The sequence below is a fragment of the Arenimonas sp. genome (assembly GCF_035721105.1).
GTDB lineage: Bacteria > Pseudomonadota > Gammaproteobacteria > Xanthomonadales > Xanthomonadaceae > Arenimonas.
The window spans coordinates 1-22,449 of sequence record NZ_DASTNG010000033.1 but is presented as its reverse complement, the minus strand read 5'-3'; the positions used below and the strand labels follow the sequence as shown (position 1 = coordinate 22,449).

Here is a 22,449-nt window from a genome sequence, read left to right as displayed (position 1 = left end):
TCGAAACCTGCGTCAGGGACACGTCCGCCAAGGTCGCCGCAGCGCCGTTGAGCGTGTCATTGACCAGGACATCAGCCACGGCCACGCCGCCAGCAGCACCGTTGGCCACCGTGCCCACGTCGTCGACGGCGTCGATGATGGCCGCGCCGACGGTCACGGTGACGGACGCCGTGTCGCAGTTGGTCGGGTTGAGGATCTCGCAGAGCTGGTAAACGACCGTGTAGGTGCCCGCCGGGGTACCCGGCGCGACGTTCACCTCACCCGTCGCCGGATTCAGCGTCACGTTCGGATTGGTCGTGCTGATCTGGGTGAGCGTGACCGTCGCGAGGGTCGCCGGCGCGCCGTTCAACGTGTCGTTGACCAGCACGTCCGGGACCGCCACGCCGCCGGTGGCGCCACTGGCAACCGAACCGGTGTCGTCGACGGCATCAACCACGGCCGCACCCACCGTCACCGTGACGGTCGCCGTATCGCAGTTGGTCGGGTTGAGCAGCTCGCAGATCTGGTACACGACCGTGTACGTACCCGCCGGCGTACCGGCGGCCACGTCCACCGAACCCGTCGCCGGGTTCAGCGTGACGTTCGGGTTGGTCGTGCTGACCTGGGTCAGCGCGACCGTCGCCAGGGTCGCCGGCGAACCGTTGAGCGTGTCATTGACCAAGACGTCGGCCACGGCCACGCCGCCCGCAGCACCGTTGGCCACCGTGCCCGTGTCATCGAACGCATCAATCACGGCCGCACCCACCGTCACCGTGACGGTCGCGTTGTCGCAGTTGGTCGGATTGAGCAGCTCGCAGAGCTGGTACACGATCGTGTAGGTGCCGGCCGGCGTACCAGCGGCAACATCCACTCCACCCGTCGCGGGGTTCAAGGTCACGTTCGGGTTGGTCGTGCTGACCTGGGTCAGCGCAACCGTCGCCAGCGTCGCCGGCGCGCCGTCAAGCGTGTCGTTGACCAGCACGTTCGGGACCGCCACGCCGCCAGCAGCACCGTTGGCCACCGTGCCCGTGTCGTCGATGGCATCAACCACGGCCGCATCCACGGTCACCGTGACGGTCGCCGTGTCGCAGTTGGTCGGGTTGAGCAGCTCGCAGATCTGGTACACGAACGTGTAGGTGCCGGCCGACGTACCCGGCGCGACGTTCACCTCACCCGTCGCCGGATTCAGCGTCACGTTCGGATTGGTCGTGCTGACCTGCGTCAGCGCGACCGTCGCCAGGGTCGCCGGCGAACCGTTGAGAGTGTCATTGACCAAGACGTCGGCCACGGCCACGCCGCCCGCAGCACCGTTGGCCACCGTGCCCGTGTCGTCGACGGCATCAATCACGGCCGCACCCACCGTCACCGTGACGGTCGCGTTGTCGCAGTTGGTCGGATTGAGCAGCTCGCAGAGCTGGTACACGACCGTGTAGGTGCCAGCCGGCGTACCAGCGGCAACATCCACTCCACCCGTCGCGGGGTTCAAGGTCACGTTCGGGTTGGTCGTGCTGACCTGGGTCAGCGTAACCGTCGCCAGCGTCGCCGGCGAACCGTTGAGTGTGTCGTTGGCCAACACGTTCGGAACGGCCGAGCCGCCGGTCGCGCCGCTGGCCACCGAACCGCTGTCGTCGACCGCATCGATCACGGCCGCACCCACCGTCACCGTGACGGTCGCGGTGTCGCAGTTGGTCGGGTTGAGGATCTCGCAGATCTGGTACACCACCGTGTAGGTGCCGGCCGGGGTACCCAGCGCGACGTTCACCTCACCCGTCGCCGGATTCAGCGTCACGTTCGGGTTGCTGGTCGAAACCTGCGTCAGGGAAACGTCCGCCAAGGTCGCCGCAGCGCCGTTCAACGTGTCGTTGACCAGCACGTTCGGGATCGCCACGCCGCCAGCAGCACCGTTGGCCACCGTGCCCGTGTCGTCGACGGCATCAATCACGGCCGCACCCACCGTTACTGTGACGGTCGCGGTGTCGCAGTTGGACGGATTAAGGATCTCGCAGATCTCGTAGATCAAGGTGTAGGTGCCTGCCGACGTACCGGCGGCCACGTCCACCGAACCCGTCGCCGGGTTAAGCGTCACGTTCGGATTGGTCGTGCTGACCTGGGTCAGGCTGACCGTCGCCAGCGTCACCGGCGCGCCGTTCAACGTGTCGTTGACCAGCACGTTCGGGACCGCCGCGCCGCCCGCAGCACCGTTGGCCACCGAGCCCGTGTCATCCACGGCGTCGATGATGGCCGCACCCACCGTCACCGTGACGGTCGCGGTGTCGCAGTTCGTCGGGTTCAGGATTTCGCAGAGCTGGTAAACAACCGAGTAGGTGCCCGCCGGAGTGCCCGGCGCGACATCCACCGCGCCCGTCGCCGGGTTCAGCGTCACGTTCGGATTGCTGGTCGAAACCTGCGTAAGGGACACGTCTGCCAAGGTCGCCGCAGCGCCGTTAAGCGTGTCATTGACCAGCACGTTCGGGACCGCCACGCCGCCAGCAACACCGTTGGCTACCGTGCCCGTGTCGGCGACGGCGTCGATGACGGCTGCGCCGACGGTCACGGCCACAGACGCCGTATCGCAGTTGGTCGGGTTGAGGACTTCGCAGATCTGGTACACGACGGTGTAGGTGCCGGCCGGGGTACCCGGCGCGACATCCACAGAACCGGTCGCCGGGTTCGGCGTCACGTTCGGATTGGTCGTGCTGACCTGGGTCAGGCTGACCGTCGCCAGCGTGGCCGGCGAACCGTTGAGCGTGTCATTGACCAGGACATCAGCCACGGCCACGCCGCCGCTGGCGCCATTCGCAACGGTGCCCGTGTCGGCCACGGCATCGATCACGGCCGCACCCACCGTGACCGTGACGGTCGCGGTATCGCAGTTGGCCGGATTCAGGAGCTCACAGGCCTGGTAGACGACGGTGTAGGTGCCGGCGGGCGTGCCGGCGGCGACGTTCACTTCGCCAGTGGCCGTATCCAGCGTGACGTTCGGATCGGTCGTGCTGACCTGGGCCAGGGTCACCGTCGCGAGGGTCGCCGGCGCACCATCCAGCGTGTCGTTGAACAGCACGTCCGGCACCGCCAGGCCACCCACGGCGCCATTCGGCACCGAGCCGCTGTCGTCGACAGCGTCTACCGGCAACCAGGTGACCGTGATGGTGACGGTGGCCGTGTCGGTAAGCCCCGCGGCATCGGTGATGGTGTACTGGTAGGTGTCGACGCCCTGGAAGCCAGCGTTCGGCGTGTAAGTGACGGTGCCGTCGCCGTTGACGACGACGAGGCCGTTGGCCGGGGCCACGGCGATGGAAACCGCCAGCGGACCGGCTTCCGGATCGCTGTCGTTGGCAAGGACGGTCGTCGTGACCGGCGCGACGCCGACCGTGGCATCACTGTCGTCGACGGCGATGGGCGACTGGTTCACCGGCGGCGCTGCCTCGCACAGCGGCGTGGCGGGCGGATAGTTGACGATGACCACTTCGGTCGGGTTCACGCTGATGCGGACGGTGGCGCTGGGCCGCAGGCCCTCGAAACCATCGGGCGCCTGCACCCAAAGGCCGCCGGACAGCACCCAACCGGGCCAATCGCTGGCGACGCCGGCGTTGACCACCATGCCCGGCCACAGCAGCTGGCCGCTGAGCGGCTGGGCATTGAGCGTCTGCACGACGTTGCCCAGGCCATCGAGCCACTCGATGGTGGCGTCCAGGCCCGTCGCATCGAAGTTGCCACCGGCGATGCTGTAGTCAAGGTAGGCCGCGTCGGCGACGCAAACCGGCGCGGTTACGATGGAGAGCGTGCGCGGCACCACGGTGATCGCCACGGTCGCGGTATCGCACAGGCCGTTGGTGTCGCAAGCCTCGTAGCTGAAGCTGTCGTTGCCGATGTAGCCGGCGACCGGCGTGTAGGTGCACTGCGTGGCCGAGCAGCTGAAGCTGCCGCCATTGGCCGTCGTGCCGCTGGAAACCGTGACCACCGGCGCGCCGTCCTCGGGGTCGCTGTCGTTGGCGAGGACGTTGATCACGTTGCCGACGCTCGACTCAACGACGGTCGCCGCATCGTCCTGGGCCACGGGCGGCGCGTTGGCGACCGTGACCGTGACCGCGGCGGTGTCGCAGTTGGCCGGGTTCAGGAGCTCGCAGATTTCATAGACGACGGTGTAGCTGCCGGCCGGGGTGCCGGCCGCGACGCTGACCTCGCCCGTGGCCGGGTTCAGGGTCACGTTCGGGTTGGTGGTGCTGACCTGGGTCAGCGTCACGTTCGCCAAGGTCGCCGGGGCGCCGTCGAGCGTGTCGTTGGCCAGGACGTTCGGGACGGCCACGCCGCCGGTCGCGCCGCTGGCGACCGAACCGGTGTCGGCCACCGCGACGATCGCGAGGGGATCGACGGTGATCGGCGGCACCGTGTCGGTGTCGTTGCCGGCGTCGGGGTCGCTGATGCCAGCCGGCACGCTGATGGTCGCGGTGTTCGCGCCGATCGTCGCAGGCGTCGCCACGGGCGCCGTTCCGGACATCACGACGACCACGCTTTGACCCGCCGGGATGTCGAGCAACAGGCCGACATCACCCGCGCCGGCGCTGCTGCTGCAGTTGGCCGCAGGCGCACAGGTCCAGGTCGCGCCCACCAGGCCGCTCGGCACGGTGTCGGCGAAGGTCGCACCCAGCACCGGCGACGGTCCGGCGTTGGCGATCGTGACCTGGTATTGCACCGGCCCACCGGCCGCGACCGGCGAGCTGGACAGCAGCAGCTTCGCCACCGAGAGATCGGCCACCGGGCCGGGCGTCGGCGTTTCGCTGTCGGAATTGTTGCCGGGGGTCGGATCCGGCGTCGTCGCCGTCACCGTGGCGGTGTTCTGGTAGTTGCCGGTGGCCAGGACGGTGGCTTCCACGACCAGCGTCGCGCTGCCCGCGTTGGCCAGCGTGCCCACGGTCCAGACGCCGGACAGGCCGTCGTAGCTGCCGACACTGGGCGTGGCGACCACCAGGGCATAGCCATCGGGCAGCAGGTCATTGACCACCACGCCGACCGCGGGCGCCGGTCCGTTGTTGGTGGCGGTTATGGTGAACACCACGTTGCTGGCGACATCCGGCGTCGCGTCGTCCACGCCCTTGGTGACGACGACATCCGCCTGGTCCACCAACGTGTTGGTGTCGGTGGCCGTCGAGATCGTGCCGTCCGGCGCCGTCACCGTGACCGTGTTGGCGACCGTGGCCGGATAATCCTGCGCCTGGGTCGTGCCCGCGGCGAGCAAGCCCAGCATCAATGCGGCCGCCCGGACGATTTGGACGGGGCGGGATCGGAACATGGCCATGAAAGCTCCGCGACCGGCGTGGTCAGGCGTCGTGCCCGGGTGGAAGTTGGCAGTCATCACTCGGGCACTCAGTACGCGTTGGGGTTGGCCGAGAAGGCCACGGGAATGGAAACAGTCAGCGTGCCGCCTGCGGCGGCGAGGTTTCCGGCCAGGCTGATGCTGGTGCCGCCGGCGACGCCGCCGCTGGCCGGGCAGCTTCCGCCGGCCGACGCCACGCAGGTCCAGGGACCGGTGAGGGTCAGGCCCGCAGGCAGGTTGTCTTCGACCAAGGCGCCGACGGCCGGGACGGTGCCGCTGTTGGTCACCACCACCGTGTAGGTCGCGGTGCCGCCAGGCGTGAACGCCGACAGCGAGTCGGACTTGGTGACGCCCAGCGTGATCGTGGCGGCCGTCGCGCAGACCGGCAGCGCGCCCAGCGCCGGCACGGTGGCGGTGTTGCCGGCCGCGCCGCGGGTGGCACCGTTCGGGGTGAATTCGGTGACTGCGGTCGATTGCGTGATGCCGTTGGCGCCGCCCGTCACGGTGGCCGTGAGCGCAGCGGGCGCCGCGACGAAACCGCCGCCACCGCCGCCACCCGGGCCCTCGGACTCGGTGTTGTTGATCAGCTGGTTGCCGCCATTGCCACCGCGCGCGAACACGGTGACGCCGCTCGCGCTGCCAGCGGACACCAGGACGCTGCCGCCGCCGCCGCCACCACCGGGCGCATCGTTGTTCGAATTGTTGGAGTTGGCGGCGGTGTTGCCGTCCGCACGAATCTGGCCGGAGCCCCCCACGGAGCCGGCGATCACCAGCACGAAGCCGCCGCCGGCCGCGCCCGACGAACCGGAGTTGTTGTTGGAGTCGCCCGCGCCGCCGCCGCCGCCCAGGAAGATGCGGGTGCTGGCGGAATTGGCCGGGCTGTTGGCCAGCGGCCGGCCACCGAGGCCGCCGCGCTGGCGGCGGTTGTTGCCGCCCCAGGTCGCCGTGCCCGGCGCGGTGGTGAGTGCATTCTGGTCGGCGCTACCGTAGGTGTAGCCGCCGCGACCGCCGCCCGGCGAGGTGCTGGTCGCGAAACCGGCCGCCTCGAGGTTCCAGGCATTGGCCCAGTTGGCCGTGGTCGTGCTTGGGTTGCCCTGCCCGGTCCAGGTCCCGGTGCCGCCGTTGGCACCCCCGCCGCCGCCGGCATTGTGCGCATTGCCGCCGCCACCGCCGTTGGCCGGCGCTCCGCGCCCGTAGCGGCCATTGATGAGGTCGTACTGGGCCTGGAAGCCGGCGATGCTTTCGCCTTTCTCGCCGCCGTTCGCGGTGGCATTGCCGCGGAACAGCGTGACGTCGGTGCCGGCAGCGGTGGTGTCGTTGTCCAGGACGCCGCCGCGGAACCCGGAGCCGGTGGCGGACAGCACCCCGTTGATCGTCAAGGCACCCTGCACCAGCAGCGGCATGACGCCACCGGTGCTGCCATTCCATGCCGGCGCCTGAAGCGTCGCCGCGGCATTGATGGTGAGCGTGCTGTATTGCGGCACGCGGATCACCTGGCTGCCGCTGTCGTAGGAGAACAGCAGCGGCGCCGCGCCGCAGGCCGGACTGAGGGTGACGACATTGCCCGCGACGCCCAGCACCGAAACCAGTTCATAGCGGCCGGCATTGCCCAGGCTGGTGACGGCGCCGTAGGCGGCCGTGTCGACGGAGGAAATGGTGGCGCCCTGCGCCTGGTAGAGCATGAGTACGTCGCCGGCACCGATGCCGGTGGCGCTCGCCAGCGTGATGGTCGAGGCACCCGCGGAGGCGCCAGCGGACAAGGTGGTGATGCGCACTTCCGGCAGCGCCGTGTAGGCCGTGTTGGCGGCCACGACGCGACTGCCATCCTTGCCGGGCTCCCAGGCATGGACGCTGGCGACGGGAACCAGGCAGAGCAGCAGGGACACCGCGCGCGACACGCGTCGCGCGAGGCTGGCACGACGATGAGCGCCGCATGACGGCGCGATCTTGAAATGCGACATGTGTCCCCTTTTTCGCCTTGCCTTTTGGCGTCAGCGGTGTGCCGTTTGCCCGGGCCCACGCCCGTTGCGTCGCCGGCATTCTAGTGAACAATATTCACCTAGTCCACTGTAAGACACTGTTTTATAAATATTTTTCTAGGTCACTTTTTGACAATCCAGGACCGGTTGCGACGCCTCACGGCGAAAAAAGTCACGGGATCGGGGCCATCAGGGTCCGCCGGCTTATTTTTGCTCACAAACCTGAATGGACGGGTGCGTCCCAAGCTGCGGCCAAAAAAAGACCCCGGCCGAAGCCGGGGTCAGGTCTAGCTCAATCTACCGCAGGGTTCAGAACGTGATCGACCAGCTGTTGATGTAGCCGATGTCACCGCCCGCGTTGTCGTTGACGCGCAGGCGCCAGGTGCCGTTGAGGGCTTCCGACGACAGGTTGACGGTGTAGGTGCCCACCAGGTTGTCGGCGCTGCCGCCGGCACGGTTGCTGATGTTGTACAGCGAGCCATCCGGCGCCACCAGGTCGACCCGCAGGTCACCGCGATAGGTGTGCACGATGTTCACCGACAGCGAGGCATTGCTCGGGGCATTGCCGCTGCGGCCGGAGACCGTGATCGGGCTGTCGACCGTGGTGTTGTCGCGGATCTGGTAGTCAGCCGTGTTCGAGTAGGTCTGCGGGCTGCCGCCACCACCACCACCCTCGGTGTAGTTGCCCACCAGGCTGACGCCGGAGAAGCTCGAGTAGGCCTTCACGCGGACGTAGTAGGTGCCGGCCGAGGGGGCCGCGATGGTGCAGGTCTCGCTGTTGCCACCGAGGTACGGGCGGCAGACGTAGGACGAGTCGGTCGGCGCGCTGCCGAACTGCACGTAGAGGTCCGCGTCACCGGTACCACCGGAGATCGAGAACGTCAGGTTGGACGCGCCCGCGGGCACGGCCATCGTGTAGTTGAGCGAGTTGCCGGTGCTGGCCGACAGGCCGGTGACCGCGACGCCCTTGGTCAGGGTGCCACCGGTCGGCGGCGGCGGCGGGGGCGGCGGCGTGGAGCCACCGGCCGCGTCCACCAGGGCCTTGGCGTCGATGATGCCCGCGCCGCAACCGCCCGAGCAGGCGCCCGGCAGCGGATACGCGGTGGCCTTGAGCTGCGCCTCGACCTCGGCCGGGGTGTACAGCGGCAGGCCCAGGGCCAGGCGGCGGCTCTGCACCAGGGCAACGGCGCCGGCGACGTGCGGGGACGCCATCGAGGTGCCGTTGTAGGACGCGTACGACTCGGCGCCCGGCGTGGTGCTGCCGGAGTTCAGGGTCGAAAGGATGCCCGAGCCCGGGGCCGACACGTCGATCGACGCGCCGTAGTTGGAGAAGCTCGAACGCGCGCCGGCGCTGGTGATCGACGCCACGTTGACCACGTTGTTGCAGCTGGCCGGGGTGAAGTTCGCGGCGTTGGCGTTGCTGTTGCCGGCGGCCACGACCACGGTGGTGCCGCGGCTGACGGCGCTGTTGATGGCGTTCTGGGTCAGCGTGTCGCAGGAACCGCTGCCGCCGAGCGACATGTTGATCACGTCGGCCGCCTGGGCCGCCGACAGGGTCGGCACGCCGCTGACGCTGCCGCCCGAAGCCCAGATGATGGCGTCGGCGATGTCGGAGGTCGAACCGCCGCCGCGACCCAGGACGCGGACCGGCATGACGGTGGCGTTGAACGCGGTGCCGGCGACGCCCTTGGCGTTGTTGGTGACGGCCGCGACCGTGCCGGCCACGTGGGTGCCGTGCCAGCTGGAGGACTGGCCGCCGGAGTAGTCGCCCGGATCGCTCGGATCCGAGTCGCGACCATTGCCGTCGCCGGCGATGGACGAGCTGGAGATGAAGTCGTAGCCGCCGGAGATGTTGGCGGCCAGGTCGCTGTGGGCGACATAGCCGGTGTCGAGCACCGCGACGATGATGCCTTCACCGGTGGCGACGTCCCACGCCTGGTTGGCGCGGATGCCGGCGGTGGTGCTGGAGAAGCCCCACTGCTCGGAATAGCGGGTGTCGTTCGGCGTCAGCGTGTGCTTCATGACGCGGTCGACCTGCACGAACTCCACGTTGGGGTTCGCGGCGATCTCGCGCATCAGGGTCTCGGCGTCCTGGCGGCCCAGCTTCTGGGACACGGCGATGACGTCGGCGCCCAGCGACATGCGGCGCACGTGGCTGGCGACCAGCGGCTTGTTGATGGTGCCGCGCTCACCGCGCTGCAGGCGCGCGGCCTGGACCATCTGGTTGGCACGGCCGGAGGCCGAGTGCAGCGAGCGCTCGAAGGCGGCCGGGTTGACCGCTTCGGCGCTGCCGTCGCGGTACTTGACGATGAAGCGATCGAACTGGGTGTCGGCGTCGAGCGTGCCGAGGTCGACGAACGGGCTGGACTGCGGACCCGCGGCGAACGCGGAGTGCGCGGCCAGGGCAAGGGTGGTGGCCGCAACGAGCCCGCGCAGGCGGAGCTTGCGTGTATTCATGCTCACAGTGATGGTTCCCCGAAAATGATTGCAAGAAGGCCGCCAGGCGGCCGTGTTTGCTTCCATGCCCCGGGTCCCCTGGCCAAACTTGCCCCCGCGCGGGCCATCAATGGCCACGATCGTAGCGGGGAGATTTTCGCCACCCGGACGTGTGATGCAGTTCACAACTACATGACACGAGCCCGACGCTAGCGTGACGAAAGTCACGGGTCAAGCGGCGGCGCCGCAAGCTTTTCCGACGGCCGTGAAGTCCGCGTAAACAGTGGGTTTCCGGACAAGCGGCGGCGCGCCGCCGATCTGCGGCGGCGCAACAACTGCGCGATTTCGTCCCGGCGTACGGTCGGCCGGAGGCCGTCCGGGGATCAGAACAGGCCGGTCTCGAGCCTGGCGGCGTCGGACATCATCGACTGGTTCCAGGGCGGGTCGAACACCAGCTCCACGTCGGCCTCGACCACGGTCGGCACGCGCTCGACCTTGGTGCGCACGTCCTCGACCAGGATGTCGCCCATGCCGCAGCCGGGCGCGGTGAGGGTCATGCGCACCGCCACCGTGCGCTCGCCCTCGGCGTTGCGGCCCAGGTCGCAGTCGTAGACCAGGCCCAGCTCGACGATGTTGACCGGGATCTCCGGGTCGAAGCAGGTCCGCAGCTGCTCCCACACCAGCTTCTCGACCTCGGCGTCGCCGGCCCCCTCGGGCAGTTCCAGCGGCGCGGGCCGGGGCTTGCCGATCGCGTCGGCGTCATCCCCGGCGATGCGGAACAGGTTGCCGTCCACGAACACGGTGAACGAGCCGCCCAGGGCCTGGGTGATGTAGCCGGTGGTTCCCGCCGGAAGCGTCACGGCTTCGCCCTGCGGCACCATGACGGCCGCACAGTCGCGTTCGAATTTCACCGGTTCGCTGGTACGGGAGTAGCTCACTGCAGGTTTCGCCTGGCGTCAAAGGCGGCTATTTTAGCCCGTTGCCCGCCCAGGAAACCGCCTTGTCGCCAACGAACCGTTCCCGCACTGCCCGCGCCTGGCTGCTGCCGCTGCTGGCCCTGGGGGTGGGCGTGCTGGGCATGGTCGCGCTCTGGCTGGCCGTTTACCTCTATTTCCGCAGCACCGCCGGCTGGCTGGCGGTCCTGGCGGCGCTGGACATCGTGTTCATGATGCGGCTGGCCGCGGCCCCCGCCGGCCGGCTGCGGGCCTCGCTGGCGCTGGCCGGCACCGCGGCGGCGATCGCGGCCAGCTACTGGATGATGGTCGCGACCCAGATGGGCCTGCTGCTCGGGCTCAGCCCGCTGGAGTCCTCGCAGCGCCTGGGCCCGGTGCTGGCGGGCGAACTGGTCCGCCACGCCACCTCGCCCTGGGACATCGCCTGGGCGGCGCTGGCGCTGGCGCTGGCCTGGCGGCTGGGCCGCTAGCCCCTGGCAGCGGCGGGCTCAGTGCCCGCCGTCCACCGCCTTGAGCTCGGCCACCAGCTGGCTGACCGCCGCGGCCGCGTCGCCGTAGAGCATGCGGGTGTTGTCGGCATAGAAGAGGGCGTTCTCGATGCCGGCGAAGCCCGTGCCCTTGCCGCGCTTGATGACGATGGTGTTCTTCGAATCCACCACGTCCAGGATCGGCATCCCGTAGATCGGCGAGGCCGGATCGGTCTTGGCCACCGGGTTCACCACGTCGTTGGCGCCGATCACCAGGGAGACGTCGGTGCTCGGGAACTCGGGGTTGATGTCGTCCATGTCGGCGATCAGGTCGTAGGGCACGCCGGCCTCGGCCAGCAGCACGTTCATGTGCCCGGGCATGCGGCCGGCGACCGGGTGGATGGCGAAGCGCACCTTGACGCCCCGCTTCATCAGCACCTGGGTCAACTCCCAGACCTTGTGCTGGGCCTGCGCCACGGCCAGGCCGTAGCCGGGCACGATCACCACGCGCTCGGCGTAGGCCATCATCGCGGCGACGTCGCAGGCTTCGGTGGGCTTTTGCGCGCCCGTGATCTCGGCGGCCTCGCCGGTCTGGCCGAAGCTGCCGAACAGCACGCTGGCGATCGAGCGGTTCATGGCCTTGGCCATCAGCTGGGTCAGCATGGTGCCGGCCGCGCCAACCACCATGCCGGCGATGATCAGCGCCTCGTTCTGCAGCACGTAGCCCTCGAAGGCCACGGCCAGGCCGGTCAGCGCGTTGTAGAGCGAGATCACCACCGGCATGTCGGCGCCGCCGATCGGCAGCGTCATCAGGATGCCCAGCGCCAGCGCGGTGACGAAGAAGCCGATGATCACCGGCTGGTCGAGGCCGTAGACCGTGAGCGCGCCGAGCGCGATCGCCGCCACGAACACCAGCGCGTTGAACACCTGCTGGCCGGGGAAGGTGAAGCGCTTGTCCAGGCGCCCGTCGAGCTTGGCCCAGGCGATCACCGAGCCGGTGAGCGAGATCGAGCCGATCAGCGAGCCCACCACCGCCAGCACCAGCGCGGTTTGCGAGGGCACCGGCTCGCCGCCCGAATACTTGAGCAGCTCGACCGCGCCGATGGCGGCCGCGGAGCCGCCGCCCAGGCCGTTGTACAGCGCCACCATCTGCGGCATGTCGGTCATCGCGACGCGCTTGCCGGAAATCCAGGCGACCGCCGTGCCCAGCACCACCGCCAGCGCGATCAGCGGCAGGTTGTGCAGGCCGGGCAGCGCGAACGTGGCCGCGGTCGCCACCAGCATGCCCATGCCGGCCCACTGGATGCCGCTGCGCGCGGTGACCGGCGAGGCCATGCGCTTGATGCCCAGGATGAACAGCAGCGCGGCGACGAAGTAGCTGGCCTTGACCAGCGGAAGCAGCCAGCCGCTCATGCGCCGGCTCCCGGCTTCTTGGAGGACTTGAACATCTCGAGCATGCGCTCGGTGACCACGTAGCCACCGGCGGCGTTGCCGGCGCCCATCAGCACGGCCAGGAAGCCGATCACCTTCTCGGTGGTCGTGTCGGCATGGCCCAGCACCACCATCGCGCCGATCATCACGATGCCGTGCACGAAATTGGAGCCGGACATCAGCGGCGTGTGCAGGATCACCGGCACGCGGCCGATGATCTCGTAGCCCGTGAAGGCGGCGAGCACGAAGATGTAGAGCGCGACGAAACCGTCCATGTCCCCTCCCCGCGCGGATGCGCGACCGGACCCATCATAACCGCTGGCTAAACAGCGGCTAGGGGGACGCCGCGGCCGGGGCGGGCGATGCCCCGGCGCGGTCAACCGCTGCCCGGGCGATGCGTTATAAACCGGCATGGCCACCCGCCCCGCCCACCCGTGATGCCTTTCGACGCCGCCCCCGCCGCGCCGTCCACCGCGCATGCCGCGTTCGACGCCTTCCTGGCGTCCGTGGAGCGGCGCGCCTTCCGCATGGCCGAGCTGGCCCTGGGCCAGCGCGAGGACGCCCTAGACGCGGTCCAGGACGCGATGGTGAAGCTGGTGGCCTACCGCGACCGACCGGCGACGGAATGGACGCCGCTGTTCTGGTCGATCCTTCGCCGCCAGGTCACCGACCGGCATCGCCGCAACACGGTCCGGCGCAAGGTGATGGCGGTGCTGGGCCGGCACGAGGACGAGCCGGGCGACCCGCTGGAGCTGCTGCCCGACCCGGGCGAGGACCCGGCCCGCCGGCACGCCGATGCCCAGGCCTGGGCCGCGCTGGGCAAGGCGCTGCGGCAGCTGCCCCGGCGCCAGCGCGAGGCCTACCTGCTGCGCGAGCTGCAGGGCCTGGACGTGGCCGAGACCGCCGCCGCCATGGGCTGTTCCGACGGCTCCGTGAAAACCCATTTATCGCGGGCGATGGCCGCCCTGCGCACCCACCTGGAGGACTGGCGATGAGCCGCCCCGACCCCATCGATGAACGCGCCCGCGCGCTGTTCGAGCGCGCCAGCGAGAAGCTGGACCACGGCGCGGCCTTCCGCCTGCGCCGGGCCCGGCACGAAGCCCAACAGCCGCGCCGTCGCGTCCTGCCCGGCCTGGTCCCGGCCGGCGCGTTCGCGGCCGCGGTGCTGGCGCTGGGCCTGGCCTGGTGGATGCCCGGCACCGGGCGCCCGGCCGCGGAACTGCCCGATGTCGCCGCGATCCCGGCGCCCGCCGGCGAGTTCGACACCCTGCTGTCCGAGGAAGATCCCGAGCTCTATCTGTGGCTGGCCGATGCGCCGGTCGCCACCGCGGCGGGGCCGCGGCTGTGATGCGCGCGCTCGCGGCCCTCGCCCTCGCCTTGGGCCTGGTGCTGGCCGGCCCGGCCATGGCGCGCGACGACCGGGGTGACCGCGGCGACCGCCATCACGACGACCGGGGCCACGCGCACGGCACGACGCCGGTGCCCGCAGGCGTCATCGTCCCCACCTGGGACGCGCTGACGCCCGACCAGCAGCAGGCCCTGGCGCGCCTGCGCGAGGACTGGGACGAGCTGCCGGCATCGCGCCGCGTGCGCGCCCTGGAGTGGGTGGAACGCAAGGCGCGCTGGGAGGCGATGACGCCCGAGCAGCGCGAGAAGCTGCGCAGCGGCGCCCGCAATTTCCGCGACCTGCCGCCCGAACTGCGCGCGAAGATGCGCGCCAGCATGCAGGCGATGCGGGCACTTCCCGAGGACGAGCAACGTGACCTGCGCAAGCGCTGGCACGGGATGACGCCCGAGGCACGCCGGGCCTGGCTGCAGACCGGCGGGCCGGGGATCTCGCCGCCGCCTGGGGATTCGGAGTAGGGATCGCCGCGTAATTGGGGCCCGTGGCGTGGAGCGTGGGTCCAGGAATTGAACACGGATAAGAGCCGATCAAATCTGATCAGGGCGGATAAAGCAGTATTTATTGATTTCCGGCGATGCCGGGCAGTTCGCCTTGATCTACTCGAGCACTTTTGCTCTATCGGCTCTGATCAGATTTGATCAGATTTGATCCGTGTTCAAACACGCCCGCCCCCACCGACGCCGAGCATCAGCCGCGCCGCTCACCCGCATGCGCCAGGCAGGTCTTGGCGATCAGTTCGTCGTCCCAGTCCAGCGCCAGCTGGCCGTCCTTGAGCGAAAGCGCGAGGAAGTTGAAGACGTTGCGGGCGTACATCTCGCTGGCGTGCAGGCTGCCCTGGCTGGGCAGGTTCAGCGGGCCGGCGACGGTGACGCCGTCCTGTTCGAAGGTTTCGCCCGGGCGGGTCAGCTCGCAGTTGCCGCCGGTCTCGGCGGCCAGGTCGACGATGACGCTGCCGGGCTTCATGCCGGCCACCATCGCCGCGCTGATGATCTTGGGCGCGGGACGACCGGGCACCGCGGCCGTGGTGACGATGACGTCCACGGACTTGAGGTGTTCGGCCAGGCGACGCTGCTGCTCGGCGCGCTCCTCGGCGGTGAGCTCGCGCGCGTAGCCGCCCTCGCCCGCCGCGCTGACGCCGAGGTCCAGGAACTTGCCGCCCAGCGACTCGATCTGCTCGCGCGTCTCGGGGCGCACGTCGAAGCCTTCGACCTGGGCGCCCAGCCGGCGCGCGGTGGCGATGGCCTGCAGCCCGGCGACGCCGGCGCCGACGATCAGCACCTTCGACGGCCGGATGGTGCCGGCGGCGGTGGTGAGCATCGGGAAATAGCGCGGCGCCAGCTGGGCCGCGATCAGCACGGCCTTGTAGCCAGCCATGCCGGCCTGCGAGCTGAGCACGTCCATGGCCTGGGCCCGGGTGGTGCGCGGCAAGCGTTCGAGCGAGAAGCCGGTGAGGCCGGCCGACACCAGCGTATCCACGCGCGCCGGATCGGCATGCGGCGCCAGCAGGCCCACCACCACGGCGCCGCGCTTCATGCGCGCCAGGCGGGCGTTGTCCGGCGGCTGCACGCACACCAGGATGTCGGCCCGGGCCAGGGCCGCGTCGGCATCGTCGGTGAATTCGGCGCCGGCATAGGCCGCGTCCGGGAAATGCGCCGGCAACCCGGCGCCGCGCTGGACCAGCAGGCGCGCCCCCAGGGCGGTGAGTTTCTTCGCGGTTTCGGGCGACATCGCCACGCGGCGTTCGCCGGCGGCGGTTTCACGAACCAATACGATGCTGACCGCCATGCCTGCGACTCCCCGGAGCGAATGCCTCGATGCTACCGGAAGCGCCCGCGGGGCGGCAGGGGCGAGGATCGGCTCAGCCGGCCTCGCCCTGCAGCTTGCCCATCACGCGGTGCAGGACCTGGTCGAACACGTTCTCCTGCTCGCGCACCAGCAGGTTGCCTTCCTGCTTCATGGCGGCCAGCTCCTCGACCGAAGCCACCAGCACGCGCACGCCGCGGCGGTTGACGAACATCAGGCGGGAAGAGATCGGGCTGACCCAGGACAGCTTGACCGGGTGGTGCTTGCCGTCCTCGCCCGCGATGTGGATCCAGGTACCGACCTTGAGCTGGCGCATCTGCTCGACGTCGGACTCGCTGACCTCGAGGTCGTCGCGGCCGCCCACCACTTCCAGGCGCGGCTTCAGGTCGGCCAGGGCCGCGGCGGCGGCGACCGTCGCCGGGCTGCGGCGCTCGGGCAGGTTGATGACGTTTTCCACCGGCGGCTGCACCGGCGGCGGGGTCTGGCCCAGGGCCAGCAGCTCGAGGCTGGTGGCCAGGGCGTTGATCTGCTCCTGGGCGGCCTCGCCGGTGATGCCGGAGCTGGCGAGCACGGCTTCGATCGGCTCGCGCAGGGCCTGCACGGCCGGGCCGACCGGCGCGGCGGCGACGCCGTCGCGCGGGAGCAGCGCCAGCAGGCGATCGGCCACCGTGAGGGCGGTCTGCCAGGAACCGCTTTCCGGACCCTCGCGCAGCGCGATCATCGACAGGTGGTGGGTCCAGCAGCGGCTGAGGAAGTCGTCCATCGCCGGCGTCGGCTCCAGCCCCTGGGTGCGCTGGGCCAACTCCTTGGCGGCCAGCTCGCGGGCCTGCTCCAGGCGCTCCTGGCCACGCTGGGCCTCGGCGGCGCGGCGCTCGGCCAGCTCCACGCGGCGACGGTGCTGGTCGAGGAAGGAGCGCAGCTCCTGCTCGAGGGTCTCGAAGATGGCGATGTCTTCGTTGAACTCGGCGATCAGGCGGTCGACCGTGCTCTCGGCCTTCTGCAGCAGCTCGCGCTCCTGCGGACCTTCGCCGCGGTTGCCCTCGCAGGCCTCGGCCAGCGAGTTGAGCAGGCGGCGGGCGGGATGGGTCTTGTAGAGGAAGAGGCGGCGGTCCATGACCGCGGCCTTCACGAACGGCACCACCAGGCGCGAGATCAGCGTGCGCGAGGCCTGCTCGAAGTCGCGCTCGTCGAACATCACGTCGAACAGCATGCCGACCAGGTCGACCGCGTCCTCGTCGTCCTGGCTCATGCTGACTTTGTCGGGCGGCAGGCCGATGCGGCCCGCGCTCTGCAGCAGCTCGTTCTTGAGCAGCACGGCCAGCGAGGCATCGGGGCGGTTGAGCGCCTCGGACACCGAGTTCGGCACGCTGGCCTGCAGCAGCGACAGCACCGACATCATTTCCGGTGCCGCCAGCGGACGCTGGTCGGGGTTCGCGGTGGTCGGGCCGGCGCCGGCCTGGTTGCCCGGGCGCCAGGTGTGGAGCATCTGCAGCAGGGCGTCGAACACGGCGCGGTCTTCGGCCGTGGCGCCCGCGGAGGCGGCCCCGGCCCCGGCGCTGCCGCCGTAGTCGGACACCGCGCCGGCATAGCCGTCGGCCGAGGGCGGCGGCGGCGCGGGCGCCGGACGCGGGGCCGGCTTCTGGGCACCGGCCGGATTGAAGCCGGCGGCGGCCAGGCGGGCATTGAGGTCGGTCAGCAGCTCGCGCAGGTCGTGGATCAGCTCGCGCTCGTAGTACTTGAACAGCACCATCCGGACGTCCGGCGGCACTTCCACCCCTTCCTGCGCGGTGCGGATGGCCCCGGCCAGGCCGTGGGCGCTGAGCGGGCTGAGTTCGGGGTCGAGCGTGGCGATGCCCAGCATGCGGGCGAGCCGGGCGGACAGCTCGTCGAGCTGGTTGCCGTGGATGCGGGTGATGGCCTCGGCGATCAGGTTGGTCGCCAGGTGCTGTTCGAGTTCGCTTTCCTCGAGCAGGGTCAGTTCGGGGCTGCCGTCGGTCGCGGCCTGCGGCGCCAGCTGCCGGCCCAGGCCTTCGAAGCCGCGGTCGAGGTGCTCGCGGAAGCCGCGCTCGATCGGGGCGCGCGAGGTGCGCAGCGCGCGCATGGCGTGGAGGTAGGGCGAGCCGTCGGGCACGCCGTCCTTCTTGGCCAGGTCGAACAGCCAGTCGTCCGCACGCGCGAACACCCGCGCCAGGACCGCCTGCAGATGTTCGGTGCTGCGCCGGCGCATGGCCGCGACGAGATCGCGGGTGCTGGCCGGTGGCGACGGCGGTGGGAAGGTGGTGTTGTTCATGGGCCTCTGCACGTCCGGGGGGACTACGCGCTGTGGATGCCAGTTTGGCGAGGGTCGCACGTTCCTTCTGTGAACCGGTTCGCAAAACCCACGGACGGCTGTCTGCGTGGGGTGAATGGTAACCTCGCGCTCATGAACGAGCTCGATTTCCTGCGCCGCCGCCGCTCGGTGCCGTCCCGGCTGCTGGGCGAACCCGGCCCCTCGCCCGACCAGGTCCTGGCCATGCTGGCCGAGGCGGTGCGGGTCCCCGACCACGGCAAGCTGGTGCCCTGGCGCTTCCTTCGCATCCAGGGCCCGGACCGGGCCACGCTGGGCGAGATCCTGGCCCGGCGCAGCCTGGAGCGCGACCCGCAGGCCGCCCCGGCCGCGGTCGAGAAGGACCGCCAGCGCTTCTCGCAGGCCCCGCTGGTGCTGGCCGTGATCGGCCGCCTGACCCCGGGCCACAAGGTGCCCGAGCAAGAGCAGCTGCTGTCCGGCGGCGCGGTCTGCTTCGCCCTGCTGCAGGCGGCCCAGGCCCTGGGCTTCGGGGCGCAGTGGCTGACCGGCTGGGCCGCCTACGACCCGGTGGTCACCGCCCGCCTGGGCCTGGTGGCCGGGGAAACCGTGCTCGGCTTCATCCACGTGGGCACCCCGTCCGAACTGGCGCCCGAGCGCCAGCGCCCGGACCCGGCGGCCCTGCTCGGCGACTGGACGCCATGACCCAGGCCGTCCACCTGGTCGACGCCAGCCTGTACGTGTTCCGTGCCTGGCACTCGATGCCGCCGGAATTCGAGGACCGCGAGGGCTGGCCGGTGAACGCCGTGCACGGCTTCGCCCGCTTCATGCTCGAGCTGCTGGAGCGGCAGCGGCCGGCCCGCATCGCCGTCGCCTTCGACGAGTCGCTGGACTCGAACTTCCGGAACGAGATCTACCCGGCCTACAAGGCCAACCGCGACGCCGCGCCGGACGAACTCAAGCGCCAGTTCGGCTATTGCCAGCGGCTGTGCCGGGCGCTGGGGCTGCCGGTGCTGGCCGATGGCCGCTACGAGGCCGATGACCTGATCGGCGCCGCGCTGGGCCAGGTGCGCCGCGCCGGCCACGCGGGACTGATCATCTCGGCCGACAAGGATCTCTCGCAGCTGCTCGATGGCGATGACGAGCAGTGGGACTACGCCAAGGACGTACGCTGGCGCGCCGACGGGGTCAAGGCAAGGCTGGGCGTCCACGCGCACCAGGTCGCCGACTACCTGGGCCTCACCGGCGACGCGATCGACAACATCCCCGGCGTGCCCGGCATCGGCGCCAAGACCGCGGCGATCCTGCTTGGCCATTTCGGCAGCCTGGACGCGCTTTACGAGCGGCTGGCGGAAGTGCCCTACCTGCGCATGCGCGGCAGCGCCCAGCACGCCCAGCGCCTGGCCGAGCATCGCGACATCGCGCTGCTGTCACGCCGGTTGGCGACCATCGACGTCAACGCCCCGCTGCCCGCGGACCTGGGCAGCGCCGAGCGGCGCGCGCCCGACACCGCGGCACTGGAGGCGCTGGCCGAGGACCTGCGCCTGGGCCCCATGACCCGCCGCCGACTGATGTCGGCCTGACCCTTTCCCGAGGCTACCGATGAGCGACACCCCCACCACGATGTGCGAAGGCAAGTACCTGCGGCTGGTGCGCAAGGGCCACTGGGAATACGCCGAGCGCACCAATGCCGGCAGCGCGGTGATCGTCATCGCGGTCACGCCGGAGGACAAGCTGCTGTTCGTCGAACAGTTCCGCATCCCGATGGGCGCGCCCACGATCGAGATGCCGGCCGGCCTGGTCGGCGACCTCGACGCGCACGACACGATGGAAGACGCCGCGCGCCGCGAGCTGCTCGAGGAAACCGGCTGGCGCGCCGACGAAGTGAAGGTATTGATGGTCGGCCCGACCAGCTCGGGCATGAGCAACGAACTGATTGCCTTCGTGCGCGCCCGCGGCCTGGTCCGCGTGCACGCCGGCGGCGGCGACGCGTCCGAGGACATCACCGTGCACGAAGTGCCGGTGGCCGACGCCCCGCGCTGGCTCACGGCGAAGATGGCCCAGGGCTATTCGATGGACCCGAAGCTGTGGGCGGGCCTGTGGCTGCTCGACAAGAACCCCGACGGCAGCCCGGCCTGACCCCGACGCAAACCCTGTAGGAGCGCCTTCAGGCGCGAAGCTTTTCGCCAAGAGCTTCGCGCCTGAAGGCGCTCCTGCATCGGTTCCTCAGCGGAAGCCGTCGGTGGCGCGGACGAGGATGTCGGTCAGCTCGTCCTCGAAGGCCGAGTGGCCCGAGTTCGGGGCGATCTCCAGCTTCGCCTCCGGCCAGGCCTTCTTCAGGTCCCAGGCGTTCTGCACCGGGCACACCACGTCGTAGCGGCCGTGGGCGATCACGCCCGGGATGCCCTTGAGGCGATGCGCGTCGCGCAGCAGCTGGTCGTCGGCGTCGAAGAAGCCGCCGTTGACGAAGTAGTGGCATTCGATGCGCGCGAAGCTCAGCGCGAAGTGCGCGTCCTCGTGGCTGTTGATGAAGGCCTCGTCCTGGCGCAGGAAGCTGGTGCTGGCCTCCCACACCGACCACGCGCGCGCGGCGGCCAGGCGGGTGGCTTCGTCCTCGGACGTCAGGCGGCGGTGGTAGGCGCTCATCAGGTCGTGGCGCTCGACCACCGGGATCGGCGCCAGGTACTTGTCCCAGGCGTCGGGGAACAGCCGCGAGGCGCCTTCCTGGTAGAACCACTCCAGCTCCCACCGGCGCAGCATGAAGATGCCGCGCAGCACCAGTTCGCTGACCTGGTCCGGATGCGCCTCGGCATAGGCCAGCGCCAGGGTCGAACCCCAGCTGCCGCCGAATACCTGCCAGCGCGCGATGCCCAGGTGCTTGCGCAGCTTCTCGATGTCGGCCACCAGGTCCCAGGTGGTGTTGTCGACCAGGTCGGCGTGCGGCGTCGAACGGCCGCTGCCGCGCTGGTCGAACAGGATGATCCGGTAGCGCGCCGGGTCGTGGAAGCGCCGCATCTTGGCGCCGCAGCCGGCGCCCGGCCCGCCGTGCAGCAGCACCACCGGCTTGCCCTCGGGATTGCCGCACTGCTCGTAGAACAGCCGGTGCCGGCCGTCCACGGCGAGGGTGCCGCTGTCGTAGGGTTCGATCTCGGGGTACAGGCCGCGCATTCGGTCGCCTCCTTGGCTGGAGCAAGCCCCGATTCTAGCCCGCGCGCCGCGCGCGCCGCTCGGCCAGTGCCGCGCCCCTTGAACTGTCATGGGCATGGCGTATGCTCGGTCTGTCATGGGCACAGGGCCAACGCATCTGAGTCTGGTGGGTTCCGGGTCGTCACTCCCCCCGGCCGGGCCCGCTTCCGCCCGTGAAAGCCGACTGCCCCGCGTCCTCTCGCTCGACGCCCACGGCCGCATCCTCGACTGGATGCACTGGCAGGACGCCGTTTGCCTTTACGTCCGCGGCGCCGTGGCCTGGACCCTGGGCGACCCCTGCCTCACCGTGCACGGCGGCACCAACCGCGCCAGCGGCCAGCAGAGCATCATCGAACTGCACCCGATCGTCGCCGGCCGCAGCCACGCCCGCAGCCAGGGGCTGTCGCCTTCGCCGGCGCTCACCAACACCGCCCTGTTCGCCCGCGACGCCAACCTGTGCCTCTACTGCGGCCGCGAATACGGCCGGCACTCGCTGACCCGCGACCACGTCATCCCGGTGTCGCGGGGCGGCCGCGACATCTGGGAAAACGTGGTCTGCGCCTGCTTCCACTGCAATTCCCGCAAGGGCGGCCGCACGCCCCAGCAGGCCGGCATGCCGCTGCTGGCCGTGCCCTACCGGCCGAGCTGGGTCGAACACCTGATCCTCTCGAACCGGCACATCCTGGCCGACCAGATGGCCTTCCTGAAGCACCACCTGCCCAAGCGCCCGCCCCGGCTCTGCTGAGCATTTGACGCGGGCCGGGCCGGCAAACGACACTGCCGGCCTTCACGCCCGTCCGCCGGGCGTGATCAGGGGGACGACCAGTAATGACCACTCACAGCATTTGCTTCGCCGGCCTTTCCCGCGAGGAAGAGGCCGAGATCACCACCCGCTTCAAGCAGGCCAACGCAAGCACCGGCAACCACTGGTTGCTCACGCCGGAAACCGAAGCCGGCGTCCTCGTGATCGACATGGACTCGATGTACGGCCAGATGAGCCTGATGAAGGCCATCGGCAGCGGCAAGACCCTGGTGGCGCTGACCGCCAGCGGCCGCGCCGACACCGACTACGTGCTGCAGCGCCCGGTCACCGCCGACGCGCTCGCGGCCCTGTTCGCGCAGATCCAGTCCGGCACCCCGGCCGCGGCGCCCGCACCGCCGGCGCCGAAGCCCGCCGCTCCCGCTGCCGAGCCTGTCGCCCCGGCGGCGGCC

Annotated in this window: 16 protein-coding genes and 4 pseudogenes; 10 read left to right on the top strand and 10 right to left on the bottom strand. The window is 70.2% G+C overall.

The annotated features are described in order from the left end of the window. Nucleotides 1-5,035 (bottom strand): Ig-like domain-containing protein (locus VFQ84_RS04455; RefSeq protein WP_325129625.1); only part of this gene is annotated, 5,035 nt, incomplete at its 3' end. Between VFQ84_RS04455 and VFQ84_RS04450 the strand changes: the two genes are divergently transcribed. Next, a complete protein-coding gene (locus VFQ84_RS04450) occupies nt 5,025-5,183 on the top strand; it encodes a hypothetical protein (RefSeq protein ID WP_325129623.1) in 159 nt (52 codons plus the stop codon). The two genes, VFQ84_RS04455 and VFQ84_RS04450, sit on opposite strands and share 11 nt — an antisense overlap. Before the next feature lie 160 nt (nt 5,184-5,343). Here the strand turns inward: VFQ84_RS04450 and VFQ84_RS04445 are convergent, their stop codons facing one another. The 4 genes and pseudogenes from VFQ84_RS04445 to sufT form a co-directional block, all read right to left on the bottom strand. Continuing rightward, entirely contained in the window at nt 5,344-7,254 is a 1,911-nt protein-coding gene (locus tag VFQ84_RS04445) for a DUF11 domain-containing protein (RefSeq protein WP_325129621.1), read from the bottom strand. Between the two features lie 327 nt (nt 7,255-7,581). Then, nucleotides 7,582-7,809, bottom strand: a pseudogene (locus tag VFQ84_RS04440) (proprotein convertase P-domain-containing protein); the annotation flags it as partial. A 141-nt stretch (nt 7,810-7,950) separates the two neighbouring features. Continuing rightward, nucleotides 7,951-9,729: pseudogene (locus VFQ84_RS04435) on the bottom strand (S8 family peptidase); the annotation flags it as partial. 362 nt (nt 9,730-10,091) lie between these two features. Next, nucleotides 10,092-10,646 carry a putative Fe-S cluster assembly protein SufT gene (sufT, locus tag VFQ84_RS04430; RefSeq protein ID WP_325129619.1) on the bottom strand — a complete coding sequence of 185 codons (555 nt, stop codon included), beginning with the start codon at nt 10,644-10,646 and terminating at the stop codon, nt 10,092-10,094. A gap of 62 nt (nt 10,647-10,708) precedes the next feature. Between sufT and VFQ84_RS04425 the strand changes: the two genes are divergently transcribed. Further along, the gene (locus VFQ84_RS04425) at nt 10,709-11,131 is read left to right on the top strand and encodes a hypothetical protein (protein ID WP_325129617.1); all 423 of its coding nucleotides are present in this window, start codon (nt 10,709-10,711) and stop codon (nt 11,129-11,131) included. Nucleotides 11,132-11,149: 18 nt separating this feature from the next. On the opposite strand, the pseudogene VFQ84_RS04420 reads toward VFQ84_RS04425, so the two are convergent. Together VFQ84_RS04420 and VFQ84_RS04415 are read right to left on the bottom strand one after the other, a co-directional pair. Further along, a pseudogene (locus VFQ84_RS04420) lies at nt 11,150-12,523 on the bottom strand (NAD(P)(+) transhydrogenase (Re/Si-specific) subunit beta); the annotation flags it as partial. Nucleotides 12,524-12,537: 14 nt separating this feature from the next. Continuing rightward, nucleotides 12,538-12,834: an NAD(P) transhydrogenase subunit alpha gene (locus VFQ84_RS04415; RefSeq protein WP_325129613.1), complete on the bottom strand. Its 297-nt coding sequence runs from the start codon at nt 12,832-12,834 to the stop codon at nt 12,538-12,540. Between the two features lie 162 nt (nt 12,835-12,996). Here VFQ84_RS04415 and VFQ84_RS04410 point away from each other — a divergent pair, with 162 nt between their 5' ends. The 3 genes from VFQ84_RS04410 to VFQ84_RS04400 are packed head-to-tail and all read left to right on the top strand — an operon-like array spanning nt 12,997 to nt 14,422. Next, complete coding sequence (locus tag VFQ84_RS04410) at nt 12,997-13,554, top strand: RNA polymerase sigma factor (protein WP_325129611.1); 558 nt, start codon at nt 12,997-12,999, stop codon at nt 13,552-13,554. Beyond that, on the top strand, nt 13,551-13,907 hold the full coding sequence (locus tag VFQ84_RS04405) for a hypothetical protein (RefSeq protein ID WP_325129609.1): 357 nt from the start codon (nt 13,551-13,553) through the stop codon (nt 13,905-13,907). The genes VFQ84_RS04410 and VFQ84_RS04405 overlap by 4 nt, the downstream gene beginning before the upstream one ends. Beyond that, entirely contained in the window at nt 13,907-14,422 is a 516-nt protein-coding gene (locus tag VFQ84_RS04400; protein WP_325129607.1) for a DUF3106 domain-containing protein, read from the top strand. The genes VFQ84_RS04405 and VFQ84_RS04400 overlap by 1 nt, the downstream gene beginning before the upstream one ends. Nucleotides 14,423-14,651: 229 nt before the next feature. On the opposite strand, the gene VFQ84_RS04395 is transcribed toward VFQ84_RS04400, so the two are convergent. Continuing rightward, nucleotides 14,652-15,749 (bottom strand): NAD(P) transhydrogenase subunit alpha, encoded by a 1,098-nt coding sequence (locus tag VFQ84_RS04395; RefSeq protein ID WP_325129605.1) that lies wholly within the window; start codon nt 15,747-15,749, stop codon nt 14,652-14,654. Between the two features lie 73 nt (nt 15,750-15,822). Continuing rightward, nucleotides 15,823-18,057 (bottom strand): DUF1631 family protein, encoded by a 2,235-nt coding sequence (locus VFQ84_RS04390; protein ID WP_325129603.1) that lies wholly within the window; start codon nt 18,055-18,057, stop codon nt 15,823-15,825. A 132-nt stretch (nt 18,058-18,189) separates the two neighbouring features. Here VFQ84_RS04390 and VFQ84_RS04385 point away from each other — a divergent pair, with 132 nt between their 5' ends. The 3 genes from VFQ84_RS04385 to VFQ84_RS04375 are packed head-to-tail and all read left to right on the top strand — an operon-like array spanning nt 18,190 to nt 20,190. Next, nucleotides 18,190-18,756, top strand: a complete 567-nt coding sequence (locus tag VFQ84_RS04385; RefSeq protein ID WP_325129601.1) for a nitroreductase — start codon at nt 18,190-18,192, stop codon at nt 18,754-18,756. After that, entirely contained in the window at nt 18,753-19,634 is an 882-nt protein-coding gene (locus tag VFQ84_RS04380; protein WP_325129599.1) for a 5'-3' exonuclease, read from the top strand. Before VFQ84_RS04385 ends, VFQ84_RS04380 begins: the two co-directional genes overlap by 4 nt. A 19-nt stretch (nt 19,635-19,653) precedes the next feature. Further along, nucleotides 19,654-20,190, top strand: a complete 537-nt coding sequence (locus VFQ84_RS04375; protein ID WP_325129596.1) for an NUDIX hydrolase — start codon at nt 19,654-19,656, stop codon at nt 20,188-20,190. Between the two features lie 87 nt (nt 20,191-20,277). On the opposite strand, the gene pip is transcribed toward VFQ84_RS04375, so the two are convergent. Continuing rightward, nucleotides 20,278-21,219, bottom strand: a complete 942-nt coding sequence (gene pip, locus VFQ84_RS04370) for a prolyl aminopeptidase (RefSeq protein WP_325129594.1) — start codon at nt 21,217-21,219, stop codon at nt 20,278-20,280. 115 nt (nt 21,220-21,334) lie between these two features. Here pip and VFQ84_RS04365 point away from each other — a divergent pair, with 115 nt between their 5' ends. Continuing rightward, nucleotides 21,335-21,982 (top strand): HNH endonuclease, encoded by a 648-nt coding sequence (locus VFQ84_RS04365; protein ID WP_325129592.1) that lies wholly within the window; start codon nt 21,335-21,337, stop codon nt 21,980-21,982. A gap of 83 nt (nt 21,983-22,065) precedes the next feature. Beyond that, a pseudogene (locus VFQ84_RS04360) lies at nt 22,066-22,449 on the top strand (hypothetical protein); the annotation flags it as partial.

Excerpts from the sequence above, each read along its gene's own strand:
- VFQ84_RS04445 (WP_325129621.1), bottom strand. The coding sequence starts at position 7,254 with ATGTCGCATTTCAAGATCGCGCCGTCATGCGGCGCTCATCGTCGTGCC.
- VFQ84_RS04415 (WP_325129613.1), bottom strand. The coding sequence starts at position 12,834 with ATGGACGGTTTCGTCGCGCTCTACATCTTCGTGCTCGCCGCCTTCACG.
- VFQ84_RS04410 (WP_325129611.1), top strand. The coding sequence starts at position 12,997 with ATGCCTTTCGACGCCGCCCCCGCCGCGCCGTCCACCGCGCATGCCGCG.
- VFQ84_RS04405 (WP_325129609.1), top strand. The coding sequence starts at position 13,551 with ATGAGCCGCCCCGACCCCATCGATGAACGCGCCCGCGCGCTGTTCGAG.
- VFQ84_RS04400 (WP_325129607.1), top strand. The coding sequence starts at position 13,907 with ATGCGCGCGCTCGCGGCCCTCGCCCTCGCCTTGGGCCTGGTGCTGGCC.
- VFQ84_RS04395 (WP_325129605.1), bottom strand. The coding sequence starts at position 15,749 with ATGGCGGTCAGCATCGTATTGGTTCGTGAAACCGCCGCCGGCGAACGC.
- VFQ84_RS04390 (WP_325129603.1), bottom strand. The coding sequence starts at position 18,057 with ATGAACAACACCACCTTCCCACCGCCGTCGCCACCGGCCAGCACCCGC.
- VFQ84_RS04385 (WP_325129601.1), top strand. The coding sequence starts at position 18,190 with ATGAACGAGCTCGATTTCCTGCGCCGCCGCCGCTCGGTGCCGTCCCGG.
- VFQ84_RS04380 (WP_325129599.1), top strand. The coding sequence starts at position 18,753 with ATGACCCAGGCCGTCCACCTGGTCGACGCCAGCCTGTACGTGTTCCGT.
- VFQ84_RS04375 (WP_325129596.1), top strand. The coding sequence starts at position 19,654 with ATGAGCGACACCCCCACCACGATGTGCGAAGGCAAGTACCTGCGGCTG.
- pip (WP_325129594.1), bottom strand. The coding sequence starts at position 21,219 with ATGCGCGGCCTGTACCCCGAGATCGAACCCTACGACAGCGGCACCCTC.
- VFQ84_RS04365 (WP_325129592.1), top strand. The coding sequence starts at position 21,335 with ATGGGCACAGGGCCAACGCATCTGAGTCTGGTGGGTTCCGGGTCGTCA.